Genomic DNA, 21,280 nt, shown 5'->3' with positions numbered 1-21,280 from the left:
TCTAAGCGTTTTTATTTTGTTTTAGAAAAAAGGATGATTTTTCCTTTTTTTCTATAAAGTATTTTGGGACATATTCTTCGGAATAGAATAGCTATAGGTAATTCATAGGAATTGGAAGAAATGGAGGCAGGGGATAACTCCGGATTACATTAATTAATCGGGAAGGAATCCCCTGTTGTTTGAAGCATTGCTTTATCCTTAATAAGAATTTGCTTGTTTCCAATTAAAGTAAGAATGCCTTTATCCACAAACTTTGCAAATTTCCGGCTAATGGTTTCTCTTGTAAGACCTACATAGCTCGAGATTTCTTCTCTTGTAATAGGAAGATTGATAAGAATCAAATTTTGTTTTTTTGTCCCAAATATCTCACAAAATTCTAGCAACATATTGGCAATTCTAACTTCGGGGTCTTTCGTTGCTAACGTTTTTGCTAAATCTTCCATATGAGATAAACGAGAAGTAATCGTTTTTAATAGTTTGAAAGAGATAGCCGGATTATTTGCCATAATTTGATCAAAATCTTGTTTCTTTAAGATACATATCTTTGTATCTTCTAATGCATAGCCGCTTAAGTTCATGACTGTATCCTCATGAAAGAGATTGTGTTCTCCAAAGAAATCTCCTACTGTTAATAAATGGACAATTTGTTCTTTCCCATGAACAGTTAATTTAGATAGTTTTACTTTTCCACTATGAATAATAAAGAGGGATGTTGATTTTTCCCCTTCCTCTATAATCCTTTCCCCTTTTTTAAAGAGCTTATGATGGACAACAGCTGTTATTTTCTGAATTTCTAGTTCGGATAAAGAATGGAAAATTGGTACCCGTTTTGGGCAAGGCTCACTCGCATGTTGTTGCATATAAACACCTCGGTATAGTTTGTGTATTTTTTCACAATTGACAATATGGATATCTGAATAAATTATAACAAGTATTGATATGTGATTTCAATCCTATTTTACTTTGCTTTTTTCTCCTATACTGAAGCTATTCTAATAAAGGAGAGTGTCAAAATGAGTACTATTTTTACAGAGGATACAAAAACAGGCGATATTATTATTAAGTTTCCAGCTGCTAGTAAGCTATTTAAAGAATATAAAATTGATTTTTGCTGTGGAGGAAATCGTCCAATAGGTGAAGTAATTGAATCCTTACAGCTTGAAGATAAGGATTTAATAAAAGTGCTCAATATCATGTACGAGCAAATGCAAGCAACGGAAGATGTAGATTGGATAAATATGCCGTTAACAGAGTTAGTGAATTATATCATTCACCATTATCATGCCAAAACAAGGGATTTACTAGAAGAGTTATCTGCATTTGTGAGTAAAGTATACCGTGTGCATGGGGAAAGAGACACTCATTTGAAAGAAGTATATACCCAATTTTTCTTATTAAAAGATGAATTAGAGCAACATTTGCTTGGAGAAGAACAACGAATTTTTCCTAAGGTAAAGGAATTTGATTCTAGTAAATCACCAGAAGTTCTTGAAGAAGCAAGAGCAGAAATTAGTATATTAGAAGAGGAGCATGAAGGGGCAGGAGATATACTGAAAAAAATCCGTCAGGCTACGAATGACTATAAATTGCCAATAGATGCATGCAATACTTATCGATTAACTTATTTAAAATTGGAAGAATTGGAAAGCTTAACATTTGATCACATTCATTTAGAGAATAATGTATTGTTTAGAAGACTATAAGTAAGAAATGAAACCTACCTAGTTTTCTAGAACAGTAATAAAGTGAGAGAAAGTTTTATTGTGTTTTTTTCAGAAAATTAAATAAAAATATGATTGTATTTTGTAAATTATGATAGGATGAACATAGATTCTGTGAAAACGAGAAAACTGTTGTAAAAAAAATATACAGTTTATGTTCATTGGTATGGAAATGACGCAATGATGAGAAATCTCACTTTATGTATCAGAGGAGGAAAATTATGGAGAAGGTAAATTTAGCTGAAAAGTTTTCGATCTTTAATGACTATTGGAATCCTAAAATTGTTGGCGAATTAAATGAATCTTTTGTAAAGCTAGTAAAGGTTAAGGATGAGTTTGTTTGGCATCAGCATGAAAATGAGGATGAAATGTTTTTGGTGGTAAAAGGAAAGCTATTAATTAAGTTTCGTGATCGAGATGTTTGGATAAATGAAGGAGAATTTCTTGTTGTTCCAAGAGGAGTCGAGCATATGCCGGTTGCAGAGGAAGAGGTTCATGTACTTTTATTAGAACCGAAGACAACAATAAATACAGGAAATGAAGTAAATGAAAAAACGAAAACGAATTTAGAGACAATCTAGAATGTTAAAAAAACCTATTTAAAAGGAATGGGTTTTTTTAACATTCTTTTAACTGGGATCGTAAATACGTATTTTTATATGCAATATGGTAAAATGTGTATGAATATGGGATGGAAAGGATGGGATGTTTGCATGAAAATAGGGTGGATTGGATTAGGAAATATGGGAATTCCGATGGCTTTAAATTTAGTAAAGGCTGGCTATGAATTAACATTTTATAATCGCACACCAGATAAAGGGGAGGAACTGGCTACACTTGGTGCTAAACAGGCTTCTTCGTTAACAGAAGTAGTTGATAAAAGTGATGTCATTTTTACGATGGTATCTGACGATAATGCTGTGAAAAGCATTTATATTGAAAATGGGATTTTATCCCATTCGGAAGCAGGGAAAATATTTATTGATATGAGTACTATTTCCCCGCAAACGTCTCAATTAATATACAACACCGCCTTAGAAAATGGGGTGAAATATCTTGATGCTCCAGTTTCAGGAAGTGTTCAGCCAGCAAAGGAGGGAAAACTACTCGTTTTAGTTGGCGGCGATGAAGAAGTATACGAACAAGTGAAATCTGTATTTGAACCAATGAGTAAACTATCTATTTATCTCGGAGGTTCTGGTGCTGGAAGCAATGCTAAATTAGCGATTAACCTTTTATTGGGGATTACTGTACAGGGAATCGCTGAATCTGTTCTTTTTGCGGAAAAACAAGGAATTAAGCAAGAGGACATGTTAACAATTATTAATGAGAGTGCAGTCGGAACAGCTATATCAAAAATGAAAACACCGTCTATATTAAATAATGAATTTCCGGCAGCATTTGCGCTAAAGCATATGGCGAAGGATTTGCGCTTAGCAAGTGAAACAATGGAATTACAGGCTATCGGTTCATCGGCAAATAAAACTTACCAGAATGCACTTGAAAAGGGTCTCGGGGAATTAGATGTGATGGCTATATTAAAAGAGCTAAAAGGAGATGGGTCAACATCGCTTTAATGCGATGTTAGATTCATCTCCTTTACAAGTTTTACACTTGTTTCATTCTAGTGAGACTTTCAAGAACATTCATTGCCGCTATGACTTCATCAACAGAATACGACCCCATTAGCTGAAGAGATTCTTTTGGATTAACAGCATGTGCAGCAATCTTATGCAATGCTTCTGTTTGATTGTCGACAATATTTAAATCTGCCAAATTGGTTGGGAAACCAAGCTTCTGATAATAGGATAATAATGCTTCGATTTCGTCTATGCGATTTTCTAAGGAGAGCTGAACTAATATGCCATATGCTACCTTTTGTCCATGAAGGATTGTATGTGTTTCTTCGATAAAGCTTAGTCCATTGTGAATGGCATGCGCTCCAGACATTCTGCCATATCTTCCTCCAAATCCACCTACTGTTCCTGCTAAAGTGATGACTGCTTCAATCGTTTTAGTAAAGCTTGGTGTAACAATACCTGCTTCGCTGTTTTGAACTGCTTCAATGCTCTCCTTTAGCAAAATATCCCGAATGAAAACAGACTGGCTTAAAGCTGCTTGAACAAATAAAGATTGTGCTCGACTATCATTCGCGTTGCGAATAATAGCTTCTGCTTCGTACCACTTTGTTAATGTGTCGCCAATGCCACTTTTTAAATAATCAACTGGTGCATGAATTAAAAAGGAAGGATCGACTAATGTTAAATAACTAGAACGACTGTGATAAGCTACTCTTTCAAATACTCCTTCAGGCGAATAAATCACGCTTAATGGAGTACTTGCCGCACAGGTTCCTGCAACGGTTGGAATTAATACCACTTCGATATTTAATTGATTTGCGATAGCTTTAGCCGTATCTAAAACAAGACCGCCACCAATTCCGATAATTACATCTGTAGCTGTACACCTTTTAGCGATTTGATCGACTGCTTGTTGAGAACTATAGCCGGCATGCTGAATAATTTTCCATTCAGAAGGAATAGTATCGACATACTGCGAAAATGCTTGAAAAGACTTATAGCCTGTTATAATGGTAGGAGATTGAAAAGGAGATAGAAAACTATTTAATTCCTTTAGAATTCCTTCTTTACAAATATATTGATTAGGACCACTTCTAACGATATCCTCTGGCTGAATTTGCATGTTTTTTTCCTCCTTACAATTATCCAATAGTGAAAAAATCTATTATTCTAAAAATTATACAACTTCCAGGAAACGAAAAGTAGGTATTCTTTTCAAAAAATCTATCATCTAGAAGAAAGTAGTAAGAAGAATGCTTTATAAATTTGCTATAGTAAAGAGAAGAATTTTCTGTTTGGGGGTATTCTATGATTATTTGGATTAATGGGACATTTGGTTCAGGGAAAACGACAACAGCCTATGAGTTAGAGAAAAGAATAGAAAAAGCATTTGTTTTTGATCCAGAAAGCTTTGGATATGTATTGATGAAAAATATTCCTAAGTCATTACAAAAGGATGATTTTCAAGATTTTCCTATTTGGAGGGAAACGAACTATTCCTTATTAAAGCAAATTGCCATACATTATGAAGGAATCATTATTGTACCGATGACAATCACGAAAGGAGAATACTTTCACGAAATTCTCTCTCGATTACGGGAGGATCAAATAAGTGTGAAGCATGTTACACTTATGGCATCGAAAGCTACTATTAAAAAAAGGTTGCGAAGCAGATTAGAAGGGGAAAATTCCTGGGCATTTAAACAAGCAGAAGCTAGAATACAGCAGCTACAAAGACCTTTATTTAAAGACCATATAGATACAGATGGTTTACCTATAGAGGAAGTCCTAGAGAAAATTGCACAAGTTACAGGCTTAAAACTAAAAGAAGAGAAAAGAAATCTGCTAAGAAAAAGAATGGATCGATTCTTGATTAAGCTTAAGGAGATAAGTTTATTTAAGTAAGGTAAATAAATTTAATGAAATATGGTGGTACATATTGAAAGATATTATTTTTCGTTTATTAGATTTTATTAATAATTACAAAACAAAAGATACAAATTACTTTATTGCATTGGCTCTATTAAAGGATGTACGTCAAATTGCTAATATGAATATCTCCATTTTAGCAGATTCTTGCTACACCTCCCCTGCTGCAATTACGAGATTTTGTAAGAAAATTGGCTATTCCTCTTTTCAAGAATTTAAAGATATTGCCAAAAATGATAGGTTAGAAAATCCAGTGGATGAATATATTGATCAAGGATTACAAGTGAATGAAGTAGGCGAAGAACTTCAAAAGCAGTTTTATCAAAAAATGGTTGAGTGGCTCGAGACGATAGAAAAAGGGATGGATGTTGCTAATATGAGAAATGTTTTAGAAACTATCCATAATGCTGAAAAGGTTTCCTTCTTTGGAACGCAGTTATCTCAAGCGATGGCTCAAGATTTCCAATATCGCTTAGTAAAATATGGGAAGTTTGTACGAGCTTTTTCGGATATACAAGAGCAAATGGAGGAAATAGCAGAATTAGATGAACAATCTGTAGCTATTATCACAAGCCCGTCTGGAAGATTTATAAAGGGGAATTTGGAGTTGATGCAAGCCATTCAAAAGAGGAAAGTGAAAACAATCATTATTACTCATAATGAAAAGATTCCATTTATAGATACAGCTGATATCGTATATCGACTCCACGGAAAAACATATGATCGAACAGGCTTTTCCTCAGAGCGATTTGCTCTCATGTATTTTTTTGATTTCGCGATTGCATTTTACCAAAAGCTATATCCATTTAAGAACGCACAGTAATATTGCTACGTTAGAGAATTCCTCATTATTACTATGGTAATAGGGTGATTCCTTTGTTTTGACCTGCTATTTTTTAATTGGTACTATGAGTACGAGGTGACATAATAATGGAAAAAAATTTTCAAGCAGTCGTAGTTGATAATAAAGAGGGCAAGTTTTCAGTAGAAACAAAGCATATTTTTTTAAAAGATTTATCGTCTGGTGAAGTAGTTATAAAAGTTCATTATTCTGGAGTGAATTACAAAGATGGACTTGCTAGTGCACCTGATGGCAAAATTGTGCGCTCCTACCCACATATTCCAGGAATTGATTTGGCTGGTATTGTCGTTTCATCAGAAGATAGTCGTTTTAAAGAAGGGGATCCTGTCATTGCTACTAGCTATGAAATTGGTGTATCTCATTCTGGTGGATATAGTGAATATGCCCGTATTCCAGCTGATTGGATTGTTCCGCTACCAACAGGATTAAGTCTGAAAGAAGCAATGATTATCGGAACAGCAGGATTTACGGCGGCTCTTTCTGTGCAACGTTTGCAGGATAATGGAGTGAAGCCAGAGAATGGTCCTGTCTTGGTTACAGGTGCTACTGGTGGTGTAGGTAGCTTCGGTGTAGCCATGCTTTCTAAATTAGGTTTCAACGTCGTTGCAAGTTCAGGTAAGAAAGAAACCGAGAAATATTTAAAAAGCATTGGAGCATCAAGTGTCATCGGAAGAGAAGAAGTATATAACGGCAAGGTAAAAGCATTAGACAAGCAACTATGGGCTGGAGCAGTTGACCCTGTCGGTGGAGAATCACTGGCTGCTATTATTAGTAAAATAACATATGGTGGATCAGTCGCAGTAAGTGGATTAACAGGTGGAGGAGCTGTGCCGACAAGTGTATTTCCATTCATCCTGAGAGGTGTGAACCTGCTTGGCATCGACTCCGTTTATTGTCCTATGGAAAAAAGACAAGCAATTTGGGAGCGAATCGCAAATGATTTAAAGCCAGAAGATCTGACTTCTTTTATATACAAAGAAGTAACTTTAGAGCAGCTGCCTGATGGACTGCCAACTATTTTAAAAGGTGGAATAACAGGAAGAATTATTGTTGCTGTAGAATAAAAAAGGAGAGGCTGTTCTTACGGAATAGCCTCTGAAAGGATGAGTCCAATTATTATGCTTTATAAACCTCGTACAGTATCTCCAGAAATATTCGTTTTAAATTCTTTGAATCTGCGGTTGGAACTTAGTTCGAATGAAAAACAGTATTTAGCTAATTTGCAAAAATGCTTTGAAGGAGAAAAAATGTTTGATAGCCTCACTGAAAACCTTATAGAAAATTGCTACATCATCCATGATTTATTACTCCAAACGAACAATAACACTTTACAGATTGACTCCACAATCATCACAGCAGAAGAAATTCATCTTTTTGAAATAAAGAATTACGAAGGAGATTATTACTATCAAAATGATCGCATATTTACGATGAATCATAAGGAAATCAGTAATCCATTAAATCAAATAAGAAGGAACGAAACACTATTTCAACAAATACTTCAAAAGCATGGTTTGGAGAATAAAACAATCACTTCCTTTGTTGTCTTCATTAATCCTGAGTTTACCCTCTATCAAGCACCTTTAACGTTACCTTTTATTTTTCCAACACAAATCCAGCGATCTTTAAAAAGAATAAATCATCATTCCTCAAAGGCAAACAAATATCAGAAGCAACTAGCTGAAAAATTAACATCCTTGCATATTAATAAGTCCCCTTTTAAAAAAAAGAGGATTGGAAGGTAACAGAGAGTGTCTCTCTAAGCCCGAAATCTGGAAAAAGAGGAGGCCAAGGTAACAGAGAACGCGTCTCTGAGCCCGAAAGCCAGCAAAAGAAGGTGTCAAGGTAACAGAGCCCCCATCTCTAAGCCCACACACAACCAGAAAAAACAGAAAAAAACGTAACAGAGAAGACCCAACATGTCCCCATAAACAAAATATTGGAATAAAATACTAAATAAATGGATAATCTAATTAAAAAAACAAATGTAGGATGTACTATGAGTAGAAGACAATTAGTTATCGATGGTTTATTTCTTACTTCTTTATTATCGATCGTTTATTTAACGATGTTCCCCAATATGTATTTAGGAACAGGGATTGCTAAAGGTGGGCATAATTTTACGCCATTTTTGATGATCAAAGAGATTTTTCTAGATGGTAGTATCTTTACCACGCTTGTAAATAATATTGGAAATATTATTATGTTTATTCCATTTGGAGTATTTTACCCATTAGCCTTTCCAAAAAGAAATGCCTTTCGAACTGTGCTTTTAACAGGTGCTGGGCTATCTTGCTCTATCGAAATAATTCAGTGGTTTATGGAAAATAGATGGAGTGATATAGACGATTTGATTTTAAATACATTTGGGACTATTTTTGGGTATGGGATATTTCGAGGAATTAGGAAGATAAAGAAAAGAATTTCTATATTTCTATGAAAAGTCTTGCAAAGTTGGTTTTTAAAAAAACAGCATGCCTGTATAATACAGGTATTAGCTGTTTTTTTATTTAATAAAAAATTATGGAGATTTCTCTTTATATAATAAAATAGTAAATATAGTGATTATCGATTAAAAAAACATTTTAGTTTTTCCCTATACGAATTTCTATTAAAATTCGCAGTAAATACATAATAGGGAGAAGAAGGGAGAGAGGATAATGGGAAAAAGCCTGATACAGCAGCAAATAGTAACTAGGGATAGTAAAGGTCTTTTTCTTACCGGTGAGGTGGCTGATACATTAGCTGTGTCGCCAAACGTCGATGAAAGCTTCGTAAAAAAATATCTAAATCCCATTAGTACCTATCATATGCCGAGTGAATTAAAGAAAAGCGGGGATAAAGAAATAGATGCTTATCCACCGCTATTTACATTTATACAGCCTGAGACAGGTGAATTAGTTATAGGAAAATCCAGTTTTACTCCTGCAGAAAGCTCGAAACAAAAGAACCGTCTTTTTGTACATCATTATATTATTCCGGCAAGTAGAAAAGAAGAATGGATTCATCAGCCTTCCCAAATCTTCCATATAGAACAATTCTATGGTTCGGAAGATATGGACAACCTAAAGGATGAATTAGAAGAAATAGAAGATGTATCCTATGCAAAAGAAAATATATTTGCTAAAAAGCAAGAATTATTCCATGTATTACAATTGGATGAAAAGACATTTAAGGAGCTATTGTTCGCGTGCATTACTGCCGTCGCTGAAAAGAAAAGGGTATATATATCGATTCCAGCTCCACAAGAATGGCATCATAAATATTCCATGTGGTTATTGGAACTACTATTTATTTATATGCCATATGAAACAAGAAGAATGTTTGGAGCAACTACGTTTCATAATGAACCGGAGATTATAGATAATATTCATGTAATGTTTGTAGAACAAGGTTCCATTCGTCTTAGAAACAGAGCGGTGGAGAATCAAATTACTTTTGATTTAACACAGCATAAAAGCAGTGGGTTGGTGTTTAAGGAAGAAGAACATGATTATCTTCATTACGCCTATGAAGCACTTGAAACCGCTACTGAGCTTGATGAGTTTTTCGTATATTGTGAACGAGCGTTACAAGGATTGGATAAGCAAAAGAAACTAACTATTCAAACTTATGATGACTTATTTCTCTTATTCTATATGGAAAAGCTAGATTATTATTTTTATGAAAATGATAAAGTAGCGATTCTACAAATGTTGTTAGCTTTTCTTCAAAAGAATCATCGAGAAAAAGGAGAATTGGTCAACATTTTCACACAGCTACTCCATAGAGAACAATTAATGAAGGATGGTTCGATTGTTCAAGACTATCTGAAATTAGTTTTAGAAATTCAAAAGGCAGTTGAGCATGTAGATGTTGTGGAATTTACAGTTAAAACCCTTGCTTACTATGAAGGGGAGGACATCTGCCAATCGTTATGGGGTATTTTGGAGAAATATCCAGACACCTATCAGCAAGTCTTATCCTATATGAGCGATATTTTTTCTTATGCAGAGATTACGGAAGATTACTTAAAGGAAAAATTTAGCTTTCAACATTCTTTATCGAATGTATTAATTACGATAAAAAAATTATTGCAAGTTAATTCCTCTTTTGAACATAATGCGATTTTTATAAAATTGACGAAAAATAGACTGGTATATGAAGTTAAAAAAAGCAGTCATCCTATTGCAGTAGTTTTTGAAGTAATTACTTATTTTCAAAGATCTATTCCATTTCAATCGTATAAACGAATGGTGCTGCCTGATGTAAAGGCACAGCTATTGGTCCAATTACAGCTAGAAAAAGTTAATCTTGCAGATGTGAAGAATTTTGGAGAAATATTTTTACTAGATAAAGAGGAACGTCACTTTGAAATGAAAGGATGGGAGAAGGAAAAATTTGAGGTTCTAGAGCTACTGTATACTTACTTCTATCTTCCTCTTGAACAAATCCAGCATGTTTTTCGCATGGCAAGTATACCAATCAAAGGGAAGGCAAGTGATTTGGCACAGGAGATTATAAAAGACAATGGGCTTTTTAAACCATACGAACGTTTCCTGCTTCTATTTCCTGGAGGAATGGAGGGAGTAGAGTATCGCCAAGTCTTTTCTTATATTGCAATATATGGTTCAGAGGATGAAATGCTAGATTATATTGAATGGTCACTGAAAAAATTCGGGACAAGCCCAAGATTTATTCATGCTTTAAAGGACTATTTGATAACAGATCGAAATTCTATTTGGAAAAAGAAAGAAATGAAAAGAGAATTAACGAATATACGTTCACAATCATTGAAAAAATTACTAAAAGAAGTGCGCGAGCAAACTGCAAATTCAGGAGTAAAGTTTTTTCGGAAATATGGCATACTTTTAATTGTGCTTGTCATTCTAGGTGTCGTTGTTTATTATTATGTAAATTAATGGGGAAAAGGGAGTGTCTTTTTAAAAAAGGATGCTCTTTTTTTATAGAAATTATTTCCTTACCATATTGATTTTACAATCGAGTCAAGCTTAATCAAGTGGTTTTATCAAAAATATTTGCTATGATAAGAAAAAAACAGACGAGAAAGGAGAATAGAAATGCAATATATTAATGGAGAATGGTGTCATTCAGTCTCAGGAGAAACCTATTCAGTCTATAATCCAGCTACAGGTGAGGTCATTGAACAGATAGCAAGAGGAGGAAAGGAAGAAGGGAATCTGGCAATTGATGCCGCAAAGAACGCTTTACCATCATGGTCAAAGAAAACAGCTAAAGAACGAGCTTTTTACTTAAAAACAGTAGCGGATAAGTTAAGAGAGAAAATAGATCATCTAGCAACAATTATTACGACTGAAATGGGTAAACCAATCGCAGAAGCGAAGGGAGAAGTAAATTTAGCAGTTGATTATTTAGAGTGGTATGCAGAAGAAGGAAAGCGGGTCTACGGGGATACCATTCCTTCTAGTTCTGAATCAAAGCGAATCATTGTGCTAAGACAGCCAGTTGGTGTAGTAGGGGCCATTACGCCATGGAATTTTCCAATCGCGATGCTTGCAAGAAAAATTGCACCGGCTCTTGCTGCTGGTTGTACGGTTGTTTTAAAACCTGCTGAATCCACACCTTTAACAGCGATTGAGGTAATGAAAATTTTTCATGAAATAGGATTGCCAAATGGTGTGCTAAATTTAGTGCATGGAGAAGCAGCCCCAATTGGAGATGCGATGATGGAAAGACCAGAAGTAAGAAAAATAACCTTTACAGGATCTACAAAGGTTGGTAAAGAGCTAGCAGCAAAAGCAGCAGCTACGATGAAGAAAATTTCAATGGAGCTAGGTGGCCATGCACCATTCATCATTTTCGAAGATGCCGACTTGGAAAAAGCAGCAGAAGGCGTCATATTAAGTAAATTTCGAAATGCTGGTCAGACTTGTATTTGTACCAATCGAATTTACGTACAGAAAACCATTGCAGAACGTTTCGCTGCTATTTTGGTGACGAAAATGAAGAAATTAGTAGTTGGAAATGGTCTACAATCTGATGTAACAATTGGACCACTTATTAATGAAGCGGCCGTAGCTAAAACAGAGGACCACATTTCCGATTCTATTGAAAAGGGGGCAAAAGTAATTTATGGAGGTAAGAAACCAGCAGGCGAAGTTTATGAAAAAGGACATTTCTATGAACCGACCATTCTATTACATGCTACCCATGAGATGAAAATCGCTACAGAAGAAACATTCGGACCAGTAGCGCCAATATTTGAATTTGATACTGAAGAGGAAGCATTACGTCTAGCAAATGATACTTCCTATGGACTTGCTGCATATTTTTATACAAAAGATGTCTCTCGTGTCTTTAGAATGTCCGAAAGACTAGAATACGGAATAATCGGAATAAATGATCCAGTACCTACAACAGCACAAGCACCGTTTGGCGGAGTTAAGGAATCGGGAGTTGGGCGTGAAGGTGGAAAATATGGCTTAGAGGACTATCTAGACTATAAGTTTCTTTCATTAGAACTAGACCTTTAAGATTTTTTAATCTCTTTTGAAAAAATAGAGTAAGAAATTCTGACAAAACAGAAGAAAGTCGTACAAAGATATGATATCATCCAATAAACAGAATATTCTATATTCTTGTATGCAAACAGATTAAGTTTTGCTTGTATGATGTGAGCATTTGATAGGTGAGGAATGGCTCATTCATTCTGCTATATCTATTGGGGGTGATAATTATTTTAGTTGATCAACTACCAAGAACACTAGGAGAATTGAAGCAAAGCATCATGAGGGAAAACAATCTTGTAAATCAATTGATTTTTAAAGTTGGCTTAACCGAACAGCAAATTAGTTTAATCGACAATAAAATTATCATTATTGCTAAGCATAAGCGTATTCCAGTACTAGAAATTATAGAAAGTTCAAGTGATAACCTAGCGGAGATCATTGATCGTCTATTAATTGATAAATACAAGGAACTGCTTTTGCGTAATTTAGAGGAAAAATTGCACTTTAATGTGCAATTAATATTAAAGGATTATGATTCCATGAAAGAAATTAGTGGAACAATCATCCTGTTAGATAAGAAAATTGAATCCTACTTGGCTGGTTAAATGAACTCTTTTAAGAGAGCAGGAAAACCGTCAGAATGAAACGGAGATTTTTATTTTTCGTAAATTCTGGCGGTTTTTTATTTTGAATTAAATTTTACGGAAAGAAGGGAGTTCACTATGTATAAACTTGAGGTTCGCCAAACGAATAAAATTTTTAAAAAAGAAGGGAAAGAGGTTGTGGCCTTAAAGGATGCCAATTTAACAATAGAAGAAGGAAGGTTTATTAGCTTAATTGGTCCGAGTGGCTGTGGGAAATCAACACTATTTAATATTATTGCAGGGCTAATTAAGCCAACCACTGGTGAAGTGCTCCTTGATGGCAAGAATATCGTCGGCAAGAATGGAAATGTAGGTTATATGCTACAAAAAGATTTGCTTCTACCTTGGAGAAGTATTTTGCAAAACGTGATACTAGGATTGGAAATCAAAGGAGTAAGGAAGAAAGAAGCAGTAGAAAGAGCGATGCCCCTTCTTCAAAAATATGGACTAGGTGGGTTTGAACATCATTATCCAGACGAATTATCTGGTGGGATGAGACAACGTGCTGCATTATTGCGAACCCTTTTATATGACCAGGACATTATTTTGCTTGATGAGCCATTCGGTGCTTTAGATGCACAGACACGCTTGCTGATGCAAACTTGGCTGCTTAATATTTGGACTGATTTTAAGAAAACGATTCTTTTTGTGACCCATGATATCGATGAAGCGATCTATTTGTCCGATGAAATCTATGTTTTATCTCCAAGACCAGGACGGATTAAAGAAAGGGTAGACGTACATTTGCCAAGGCCACGTAATGAACAAACGTTATTACAGCCAGCTTTTATAGAGTTGAAACAACATTTATTTGCGTTATTGAAGGAAGAAGTGGTTTTAGAAAAATAAGTTTGCATAAATGATAGGAGGAATAGACATGAGAGACAATCCAGAGCCAATCATATTTTCACACGAGATAAAGATGACAGAGGGAGGAGATTCACCTATTCTTGTTGAGGATGAAGAGTTAAAGGAGAGAAGAAGGAAACGGTTAACTGTTATTGGGCAGGTTTTCATTGGGATTCTTTTCTTTGTCTTGTGGGAACTGTTAGCAACGTGGAAAATAATCGATTCTTATTATTGGAGTAGCCCGACCATTATATGGGAAACAGGTCTAATTGCATTTACAGAAGGGACATTGTGGAGTGATCTCCTATATACTTCAGGAGCAACGATTTTAGGATTTCTTCTAGGGACCTTTTTTGGCGCATTACTTGGATTATCCTTCTGGTGGTCCTACTTTTACTCCAGAATAGCGGAGCCGTATTTAATTGCTTTTAATGCCATTCCGAAATTAGCATTAGCCCCAGTATTAGTCATTCTTTTTGGGATTGGTTTTAGTTCAAAGGTCGTCTTGGCATTTATGATGACTGTAATTGTCACAGCCATTGCAGCACATAGTGGAGTGAAAAGTGTTGACTCTGATTTAGAAAAGATGCTTTTTTCCTTAGGTGCAAAAAAACATCATATTTTTACTAAAGTCGTTATTCCTTCAGCCATGCCATGGATAGTCAGCAGTTTAAAAATTAATATTGCCTTAGCTTTAGCTGGAACAATTGTTGGAGAATTTATAAGCTCTAGACAGGGGATCGGGCGAATGATTTTGTATGCGGGACAAATTATGAATATTAATTTAGTTTGGGTAGGTGTAGTTGTTTTGTCCATACTATCCGTCCTCATGTACGTAGGAACAGTATGGTTAGAAAAACGTCTATTAAGAGGAAAAAGTATAAGGGAGTAATAGATATAGTTTATCTAATGTTATAGAAAGTATGCATAAAAGGGGAGAAAGAAATGATAAAAAGTATTTACTCTAAAGCAGGCGTTTATCTGTTGCTTCTTTTCATGATTTTAAGTGGTTGTTCTTCATCGGAAGGCACGAGTGGAGAGAGGAATACTGGAGATGGAACCAAAAAGCTTGTTATTGCAGAGCCAGTTCACTTAATTGGTTACTTGCCTTTATATACAGCGATTCGAGAAGGTTTTTTTGAAGAAGAGGGGCTTGAAGTGGAAGTAATCACAGCGACAGGTGGTGCTCATGTTACTTCAGTAGTAAGTGGCGATGCATGGGGAAATATCGGTGGTCCAGAATCAAATCAGATGGCGAATACAGGTAACTCTGATCCAATCGTTTCTGTAGTAAATGTCGTAAATCGAGCAAATGTGTACTTAATGGCGGATACAGAAGAAACATTAACAGATACTAGTGAGGAGAGCCTAGCTGACTATTTAAAAGGGAAAACCATTGCAGCAGGGCGTTTTGGAGGTAGTCCGAACCTATTAACTCGATGGTTATTAATGGATGTAGGATTAGATCCTGAAAAAGATGTCAAACTAGAAGAACCGGCCGATGCTAGTGCTGTCGTCTCTTTAGTGGAATCTGGTCAGGCTGATATTGCAAATGGAGCGGAACCGCAAATTACAGAAGGGATAAATAAAGACGTCTGGGCGGAACCATTTTACAGCTTTGCAAGCCTAGGGGATTATCCATATTCTGTTTTAAGTGTCAAGAAATCTACGATAGAAGAAGATCCAGAGATAGTTAAAAGTTTTGTCAGTGCCGTTATGAAAGGATTAAAGGCGATAGATGAGGATCATGAATTAGCGATGGAGATTTTAAAACAGGAATTTCCTTCTACTTCGGAAGAGAGCTTACAGGCTTCATTTGATCGGGCCTATGCGGACAGTCTTTGGAGTAAGGATGGATTTATTTCAGAAGAAGCACTTGCAAAACCAATGGAAGTTGTAGAAAAAACGGGGGTTTATACAAATGGCTATCGTTATGATGAGTTAATTGACATGCAATTTGTGGAGGAGCTTTCTAAATAAACGATTATTACTAGAAATTTAGTAAAAGAGTAGAAATGAATTTGTCTTGAAAGGATGAAACAGATGAAGTTGGAATGGAATCCACAACATAGTGCATTACTTATTGTCGATGTTCAGAATGATTATTGTCATAAAGAAGGATGTTTGGCTCAACAGGATTTAGATGTTTCCATGGTAGAAGAAATGATGCCTAATCTAAAAAATATGATTTCAGCTATGAAAGAAATTAATGTTCCCATTATATATATCCAAACAATCCATGAGGATAGTACCGATTCAGAAACTTGGATTAAACGATTAAAAGGAAAAAATCAGAAAAATTTATGTAGAAAAGATACTTGGGGAGCGCAATTTTATCAATTAGAACCAGATAAAGACGATGTTATTGTTATTAAACATCGATATAGTGCATTTATCCATACAAGATTAGAATCGGTACTTCGAGCTTTAAAAATCGAAACAATTGTAATGGCAGGAGTTAGTACCAATATTTGTGTGGAATCAACCGCCAGAGATGGATTTATGCTTGATTTTGATGTCATTTTCTTATCTGACTGTACAGCAGCCTTCTCAAGAGAGGCACACGATATGACTCTGCAAACAATCAATCAGTTTTTTGGTACAGTTGCTACTAGTAAAGAAGTAATTCAGTCTATTCATGCTTTACCAGTAGGGAGTGAATGATTGTTCATGCATAGCAAGAGAATAGATATTTAATTTTGAAAGTTGTGGAATGACAAAATAATAGATAGGAGAGAATGTACGAAGCTACTCTCCTATTACTTTTCGTTTAGGAAAAATATACGCATACGTTTAACACTATAAAGGATGATTCCAATGACCAAAAACAAGATAAGTTATATGGAGGCAAGGGATGAAACAAAAGTAGAGGACAAGAAATATCAATCCATACTTCTATTGATATCTGTTTGTACAGGTGCATTTTTATCACATTTCTCTGCTGGATTTGTCAATATTGCTTTAACGGATATATCCATCGATTTTTCTGCAAAGCTATCTGTCACACAATGGATTGTTAATGGATATCTTTTATCGATTATGTTGTTTTTACCGTTAATGGGAAAATTAGCAGATCAGTTTGGTAAGAAACGTATACATAACATTGGCTATCTTATTTTTGCGGTAGGGGCATGTGGAGCTGCTTTATCGCCAAGTATTCCTATTTTAATCATTGCAAGAGTTATCCAAGGTAGTGGAGCTGCTATGTTACAGGCAGTTAATATGGCAATTGTAACAGATGCTTATCCTGAAAAACATCGTGGAAAGGCACTTGGCATTATTAGTACATCTGTTGGAATCGGTGCTTTATTAGGTCCTTCCGTAGGTGGTTTTTTTATCGAGGCATTTTCTTGGCATATGTTATTCTGGACCGTTGTGCCAATAAGCATTGGCGCCTATTTTATGGCACAAAAATTTGTTCCTAAGGATACAAGCTTTCAGGACTCACGTTTTGATTACAAAGGGAGTATTTATTTTGGGGTAGGGATTGTTTCCTTTGTATTTGTTCTTAATTCTATTGGAGAAGGAGTCATAAAGATTTATTTATTAGTAATAGCATGTGTAAGTGTTGCTTGTTTTCTTTTCTTTTTTTTCCATAGTAAGAAGGAGGAGCATCCATTTATACAACCATCGATTTTTTCTTCTCCAATGGTTAAAGCAGGTGGACTTATTTTAATGATAAGCTATTGTGCTGCCTTTGCTTCTACTGTCATTTTGCCGTTCTACTTAAGGGGCGTATTAGGATTCTCGGCAGATCAATCCGGTCTTTTATTAATGTGCTATCCTTTATTTCTTGCCGTACTTGGTCCAATTAGTGGATCTCTCTCCGATCGCTTTGGTGGAGTAAAGGTAATAGTTATAGGGTTAGGACTTTTATGTATAACGATGCTTGGTCTCAGCTTTCTTTCACCGGGAACATCTTTAACTACCTTAATCCTTTTGCTAAGCCTATTAGGTTTTTCTATGGGGATTCTAACTTCTCCTAATTACAGTATTATGCTGCTTTATGTTCCCTTGCAATATTTAGGAATGATGAGCAGTACGATTGCTTTGCTTCGAAATATCGGAATGGTTATCGGAACAGCACTTGCGATTACCTTTATGAATACATGGCTAGATGGCACGATAACAGATTGGATGAATGATACAAGGCGTTCAGAATTCGAGGCAGTGATGTTAGGGTTTCATTATTTATTTCTCCTTTTGTTTATCCTTTTAGTGTTGATTGGTATTTACTTTCTTTATGCTGTTTTGCGAGGTAAAGATGATGAAAGAGGTTTTTCTTAAAAAATTATGTGGTTTCTTGTGAATTTTTGCTTCAATTATTAATTTTATCAGCCAACGGCAAGGAGAAATCAGCCAAAATAAAATTATATCAGCCAACGGCAAGGAGAAATCAGCCAAAATAAAGATATATCAGCCAACGGCAAGGAGAAATCAGCCAAAATAAAGATATATCAGCCAACGGCAAGGGGAAATCAGCCAAAATAAAATTAAATCAGCCAACGGCAGGAGAAATCAGCCAAAATAAAGATATATCAGCCAACGGCAAGGAGAAATCAGCCAAAATAAAATTATATCAGCCAACTGCAAGGAGATATAATCCCAAATAAAGTTATATCAACAAAAACAATTCAACTTAGTTCCCCAAAAAAAAGAGTATGGAACAATCAAACGGATTATCCCATACTCCTTTCACCTCATATTTAGATTTCTTCTTTTTGATTAAATTGAGATACAATATCCATTAATTCATCGGCCATGCCGGATAAGGATTCAGCGGAAGCTTTAATTTCTTCCATGGATGCCATTTGTTCTTCTGTAGAAGCAGCAACTTCTTCTGTGCCACTCCCATTTTCTTTGGAAAGAATAGCAATTTCATTTGCAACTTGTACGACGTCTTTAATCTGTTTCGTGATTGTAGCAACAGTTTGAGCAACTTCTTCAATTTCTGGCGCAACTTTTTGGGTGTTTGAAACAATGGTGGAGAAGGATCCAACGGTATTTGTTGATATGCTTACTCCTGTTTTCGCTCGATCTAACGTCTCATTCAACATAGTGACTGCTTCCGTAGTATCCTGCTGAATTCCATGCAAGGACTGTGAAATATCTTGCGCAGAAGTTTGTGACTGCTCCGCTAATTTGCGAACTTCATCGGCCACGACCGCAAATCCTTTTCCATTTTCCCCTGCTCTAGCAGCCTCAATAGCAGCATTTAAGGCTAATAAATTAGTTTGGTCAGCGATATTGCTTATTAATTCAATCATTTTTCCAATTTCATTTGATCGCTCAGCTAAGGAAGCAATAATCGAATTGGAACGCTGAACAGAGTCATAAATGAATTCCATTTGATTCAAATTATCATGAATTTGCTTAGTTCCTTGTTCTGCACTGGTAAAGGCAGCTTGCGATAACAAAGACACTTGTAAGGAACGATCCTTAATAGCCTCTACTCCGTCTAGAATTGAATCGAGGGCAAGTGTATTATTAGAAATTTTTCCAATGGTATGCTCATTACTCTCTGCAATAGACTGAATAGAGGATGCAATCGCGCTAGATGCATTACTGGATTGTTCTGCACTTGCATTTAACTGTTCTGCGGATGCTGCAACAAGATTAGAGCTCTCCGTCATATTGGCAATCATGACCGATAAATTGCTTTTCATTTGCTCGAAAGCTTCGTTTAATTGGTAAATCTCATCTTTTGCTTTAATAGAGAATTTATCTGTGTGTAAGTTCCCTTTAGCGACTTTCTCCATATTTGTTTTTAATTTTTGAATCGGTTTTGTTATTAGGTTAGCTTGTATAAACCCAATGGCTAATGAAATAGCCGTGACTAATATACTGAAAATCAATACTAACATCATTCTTTGTTCAGATGCTGTTTGCGCACCCTCAATTTCTGGATTCAAAACATCGTTTATCAGCAAAATATTTAAAGTCTCAGCTTGTTGAGATAAGTTGTCTGATAATGTAGTAACCTCATCCAGAGCAGATTGAGAAGGATTATTACTGTTCATGAGTGCGTTTGCCTTATGTGTAAGTTCTTTGTTTAAAGTCTTTAACTCATTTAAACGCTTATCTATTTCTGCATCCGTAGAGATTTCAATCCCATTGGTAACAAAAGTATCGATATTAGTGCTTGCTCCATTTACTCTGTTTTTGTAATCGGGGGTACCATAGACAAAATAGCCCCTTACGTTGGAAATTTGTCTAGCTGCATTTGTGTTGATTTGTTCTGAAATAGAGCGTAGTTCTGTAACTGTTTCGATTACATAATCATATGTTTCTACTGTTTCCTTTGTACTTCTATAAGAATAATAGGACAGAATCATAAATAAAATAGAAACAATCAGAAAACTTGCTAATAATTTATGCTTAATTGATTTTCTCATTTTATTCTCCTTTCTTTGATAGCAACTCAAATTGAGATGCATTGGTAGGCCTTATCATTAGAATTTTACAAATAAATGTCCAACGCTTTGTATCGACGGAAATTTTCTTATTTTTAGTAGAAAAACAAAAGTCGGAATTAAAAGAAAAGACATAATAATGGAAAATCAATAAAGTAATGCTTAGATGCTAACTAAAGGAATGATAGAAGAAGAAGAAGGGTATACAGTACTATCAATAGAATAAAGAGGTGTTTACATGGGGAATCCAGATATTACAATGTATTATTTCGAGCAAAATAGATATATACCCAACCATCCCTATCTCCCTGCTCTCCATTATAAAAAGGCAATGGAGAACAAAGAGGAAAATATCGAAAAGGTTTTTCATCATAATAATTGGAAAAATAGTTGGACAAATGGAGTATTTCCATATCATCATTATCATAGTAATGCACATGAAGTACTTGGTATTAAAAAGGGATCTGCCTTGTTACAAATAGGAGGAGAAGGAGGATCAAAGCTTATTGTAAAAAGTGGAGATATCCTGATACTACCAGCTGGAACTGGTCATAAAAAAATATCCGCTTCGCCCGATTTGGAAGTAATTGGTGCTTATCCAAATGGTGAGGCTTATAATATGAAAAAAGATGTGGAGGAGGACATAGACGGTGTGCAGGAGGAGATAAACAATGCAGTGTTCCCTGTTGCGGATCCTGTCTATGGGGAAAGTGGCCCTCTTGTAAAGATGTGGAGAAAAAAATAAATTGCTTGAGAAACCTTTATGGAACCCTTACCGGTATAGGTATTAAGAACTAATTTAGGGTAAGGGT

Annotated in this window: 20 protein-coding genes; 17 read left to right on the top strand and 3 right to left on the bottom strand. The window is 35.4% G+C overall.

Annotation, left to right across the window (positions count from 1 at the left end; all coding sequences use genetic code 11):
* Positions 1-149 precede the first annotated feature (149 nt).
* A complete protein-coding gene (locus NYE52_RS18485; protein WP_341194404.1) occupies positions 150-860 on the bottom strand; it encodes a Crp/Fnr family transcriptional regulator in 711 nt (236 codons plus the stop codon).
* Between the two features lie 153 nt (positions 861-1,013).
* Here NYE52_RS18485 and ric point away from each other — a divergent pair, with 153 nt between their 5' ends.
* From ric to NYE52_RS18470, 3 genes are all read left to right on the top strand, one after another.
* The gene (gene ric / locus NYE52_RS18480; RefSeq protein ID WP_341194403.1) at positions 1,014-1,703 is read left to right on the top strand and encodes an iron-sulfur cluster repair di-iron protein; all 690 of its coding nucleotides are present in this window, start codon (positions 1,014-1,016) and stop codon (positions 1,701-1,703) included.
* Positions 1,704-1,939: 236 nt separating this feature from the next.
* Complete coding sequence (locus NYE52_RS18475; protein WP_341195231.1) at positions 1,940-2,302, top strand: cupin domain-containing protein; 363 nt, start codon at positions 1,940-1,942, stop codon at positions 2,300-2,302.
* Between the two features lie 132 nt (positions 2,303-2,434).
* Entirely contained in the window at positions 2,435-3,298 is an 864-nt protein-coding gene (locus tag NYE52_RS18470; RefSeq protein ID WP_341194402.1) for an NAD(P)-dependent oxidoreductase, read from the top strand.
* A gap of 31 nt (positions 3,299-3,329) precedes the next feature.
* Here the strand turns inward: NYE52_RS18470 and NYE52_RS18465 are convergent, their stop codons facing one another.
* Entirely contained in the window at positions 3,330-4,418 is a 1,089-nt protein-coding gene (locus NYE52_RS18465) for an iron-containing alcohol dehydrogenase family protein (protein WP_341195230.1), read from the bottom strand.
* A gap of 191 nt (positions 4,419-4,609) precedes the next feature.
* On the opposite strand from NYE52_RS18465, the gene NYE52_RS18460 reads away from it, so the two are divergent.
* From NYE52_RS18460 to NYE52_RS18400, 13 genes are all read left to right on the top strand, one after another.
* A complete protein-coding gene (locus NYE52_RS18460) occupies positions 4,610-5,206 on the top strand; it encodes an AAA family ATPase (protein WP_341194401.1) in 597 nt (198 codons plus the stop codon).
* Positions 5,207-5,240: 34 nt separating this feature from the next.
* Entirely contained in the window at positions 5,241-6,053 is an 813-nt protein-coding gene (locus NYE52_RS18455; RefSeq protein ID WP_341194400.1) for a MurR/RpiR family transcriptional regulator, read from the top strand.
* A 107-nt stretch (positions 6,054-6,160) separates the two neighbouring features.
* Entirely contained in the window at positions 6,161-7,156 is a 996-nt protein-coding gene (locus NYE52_RS18450; RefSeq protein ID WP_341194399.1) for an acrylyl-CoA reductase family protein, read from the top strand.
* A 54-nt stretch (positions 7,157-7,210) separates the two neighbouring features.
* The gene (locus tag NYE52_RS18445; RefSeq protein WP_341194398.1) at positions 7,211-7,837 is read left to right on the top strand and encodes a nuclease-related domain-containing protein; all 627 of its coding nucleotides are present in this window, start codon (positions 7,211-7,213) and stop codon (positions 7,835-7,837) included.
* A gap of 254 nt (positions 7,838-8,091) precedes the next feature.
* On the top strand, positions 8,092-8,532 hold the full coding sequence (locus tag NYE52_RS18440) for a VanZ family protein (protein ID WP_341194397.1): 441 nt from the start codon (positions 8,092-8,094) through the stop codon (positions 8,530-8,532).
* A gap of 220 nt (positions 8,533-8,752) precedes the next feature.
* Positions 8,753-10,993 carry a GAP1-N2 domain-containing protein gene (locus NYE52_RS18435; RefSeq protein ID WP_341194396.1) on the top strand — a complete coding sequence of 747 codons (2,241 nt, stop codon included), beginning with the start codon at positions 8,753-8,755 and terminating at the stop codon, positions 10,991-10,993.
* A gap of 159 nt (positions 10,994-11,152) precedes the next feature.
* The gene (locus NYE52_RS18430) at positions 11,153-12,586 is read left to right on the top strand and encodes an NAD-dependent succinate-semialdehyde dehydrogenase (protein WP_341194395.1); all 1,434 of its coding nucleotides are present in this window, start codon (positions 11,153-11,155) and stop codon (positions 12,584-12,586) included.
* Positions 12,587-12,780: 194 nt separating this feature from the next.
* Positions 12,781-13,167 carry a Na-translocating system protein MpsC family protein gene (locus NYE52_RS18425; protein WP_341194394.1) on the top strand — a complete coding sequence of 129 codons (387 nt, stop codon included), beginning with the start codon at positions 12,781-12,783 and terminating at the stop codon, positions 13,165-13,167.
* Positions 13,168-13,284: 117 nt separating this feature from the next.
* On the top strand, positions 13,285-14,055 hold the full coding sequence (locus NYE52_RS18420; RefSeq protein ID WP_341194393.1) for an ABC transporter ATP-binding protein: 771 nt from the start codon (positions 13,285-13,287) through the stop codon (positions 14,053-14,055).
* 73 nt (positions 14,056-14,128) lie between these two features.
* Complete coding sequence (locus NYE52_RS18415; protein ID WP_341195229.1) at positions 14,129-14,947, top strand: ABC transporter permease; 819 nt, start codon at positions 14,129-14,131, stop codon at positions 14,945-14,947.
* Positions 14,948-15,000: 53 nt separating this feature from the next.
* Positions 15,001-16,035, top strand: a complete 1,035-nt coding sequence (locus NYE52_RS18410; protein ID WP_341194392.1) for an ABC transporter substrate-binding protein — start codon at positions 15,001-15,003, stop codon at positions 16,033-16,035.
* A gap of 63 nt (positions 16,036-16,098) precedes the next feature.
* Positions 16,099-16,719, top strand: coding sequence for a cysteine hydrolase family protein (locus NYE52_RS18405; RefSeq protein WP_341194391.1), 621 nt, complete (start codon positions 16,099-16,101; stop codon positions 16,717-16,719).
* A gap of 153 nt (positions 16,720-16,872) precedes the next feature.
* The gene (locus NYE52_RS18400; protein ID WP_341194390.1) at positions 16,873-18,342 is read left to right on the top strand and encodes an MFS transporter; all 1,470 of its coding nucleotides are present in this window, start codon (positions 16,873-16,875) and stop codon (positions 18,340-18,342) included.
* A gap of 419 nt (positions 18,343-18,761) precedes the next feature.
* Here NYE52_RS18400 and NYE52_RS18395 read toward each other — a convergent pair whose 3' ends face one another.
* Positions 18,762-20,450 carry a methyl-accepting chemotaxis protein gene (locus tag NYE52_RS18395; protein WP_341194389.1) on the bottom strand — a complete coding sequence of 563 codons (1,689 nt, stop codon included), beginning with the start codon at positions 20,448-20,450 and terminating at the stop codon, positions 18,762-18,764.
* A gap of 256 nt (positions 20,451-20,706) precedes the next feature.
* Between NYE52_RS18395 and NYE52_RS18390 the strand changes: the two genes are divergently transcribed.
* Positions 20,707-21,213 carry a cupin domain-containing protein gene (locus tag NYE52_RS18390; protein ID WP_341194388.1) on the top strand — a complete coding sequence of 169 codons (507 nt, stop codon included), beginning with the start codon at positions 20,707-20,709 and terminating at the stop codon, positions 21,211-21,213.
* Positions 21,214-21,280 lie beyond the last annotated feature (67 nt).

Origin of the sequence: Niallia sp. FSL W8-0635, assembly GCF_038007965.1 — a bacterium.
GTDB lineage: Bacteria > Bacillota > Bacilli > Bacillales > Cytobacillaceae > Niallia.
Note: the sequence above shows the minus strand (reverse complement) of the source record. Positions and strands in the feature narration are given on the sequence as shown.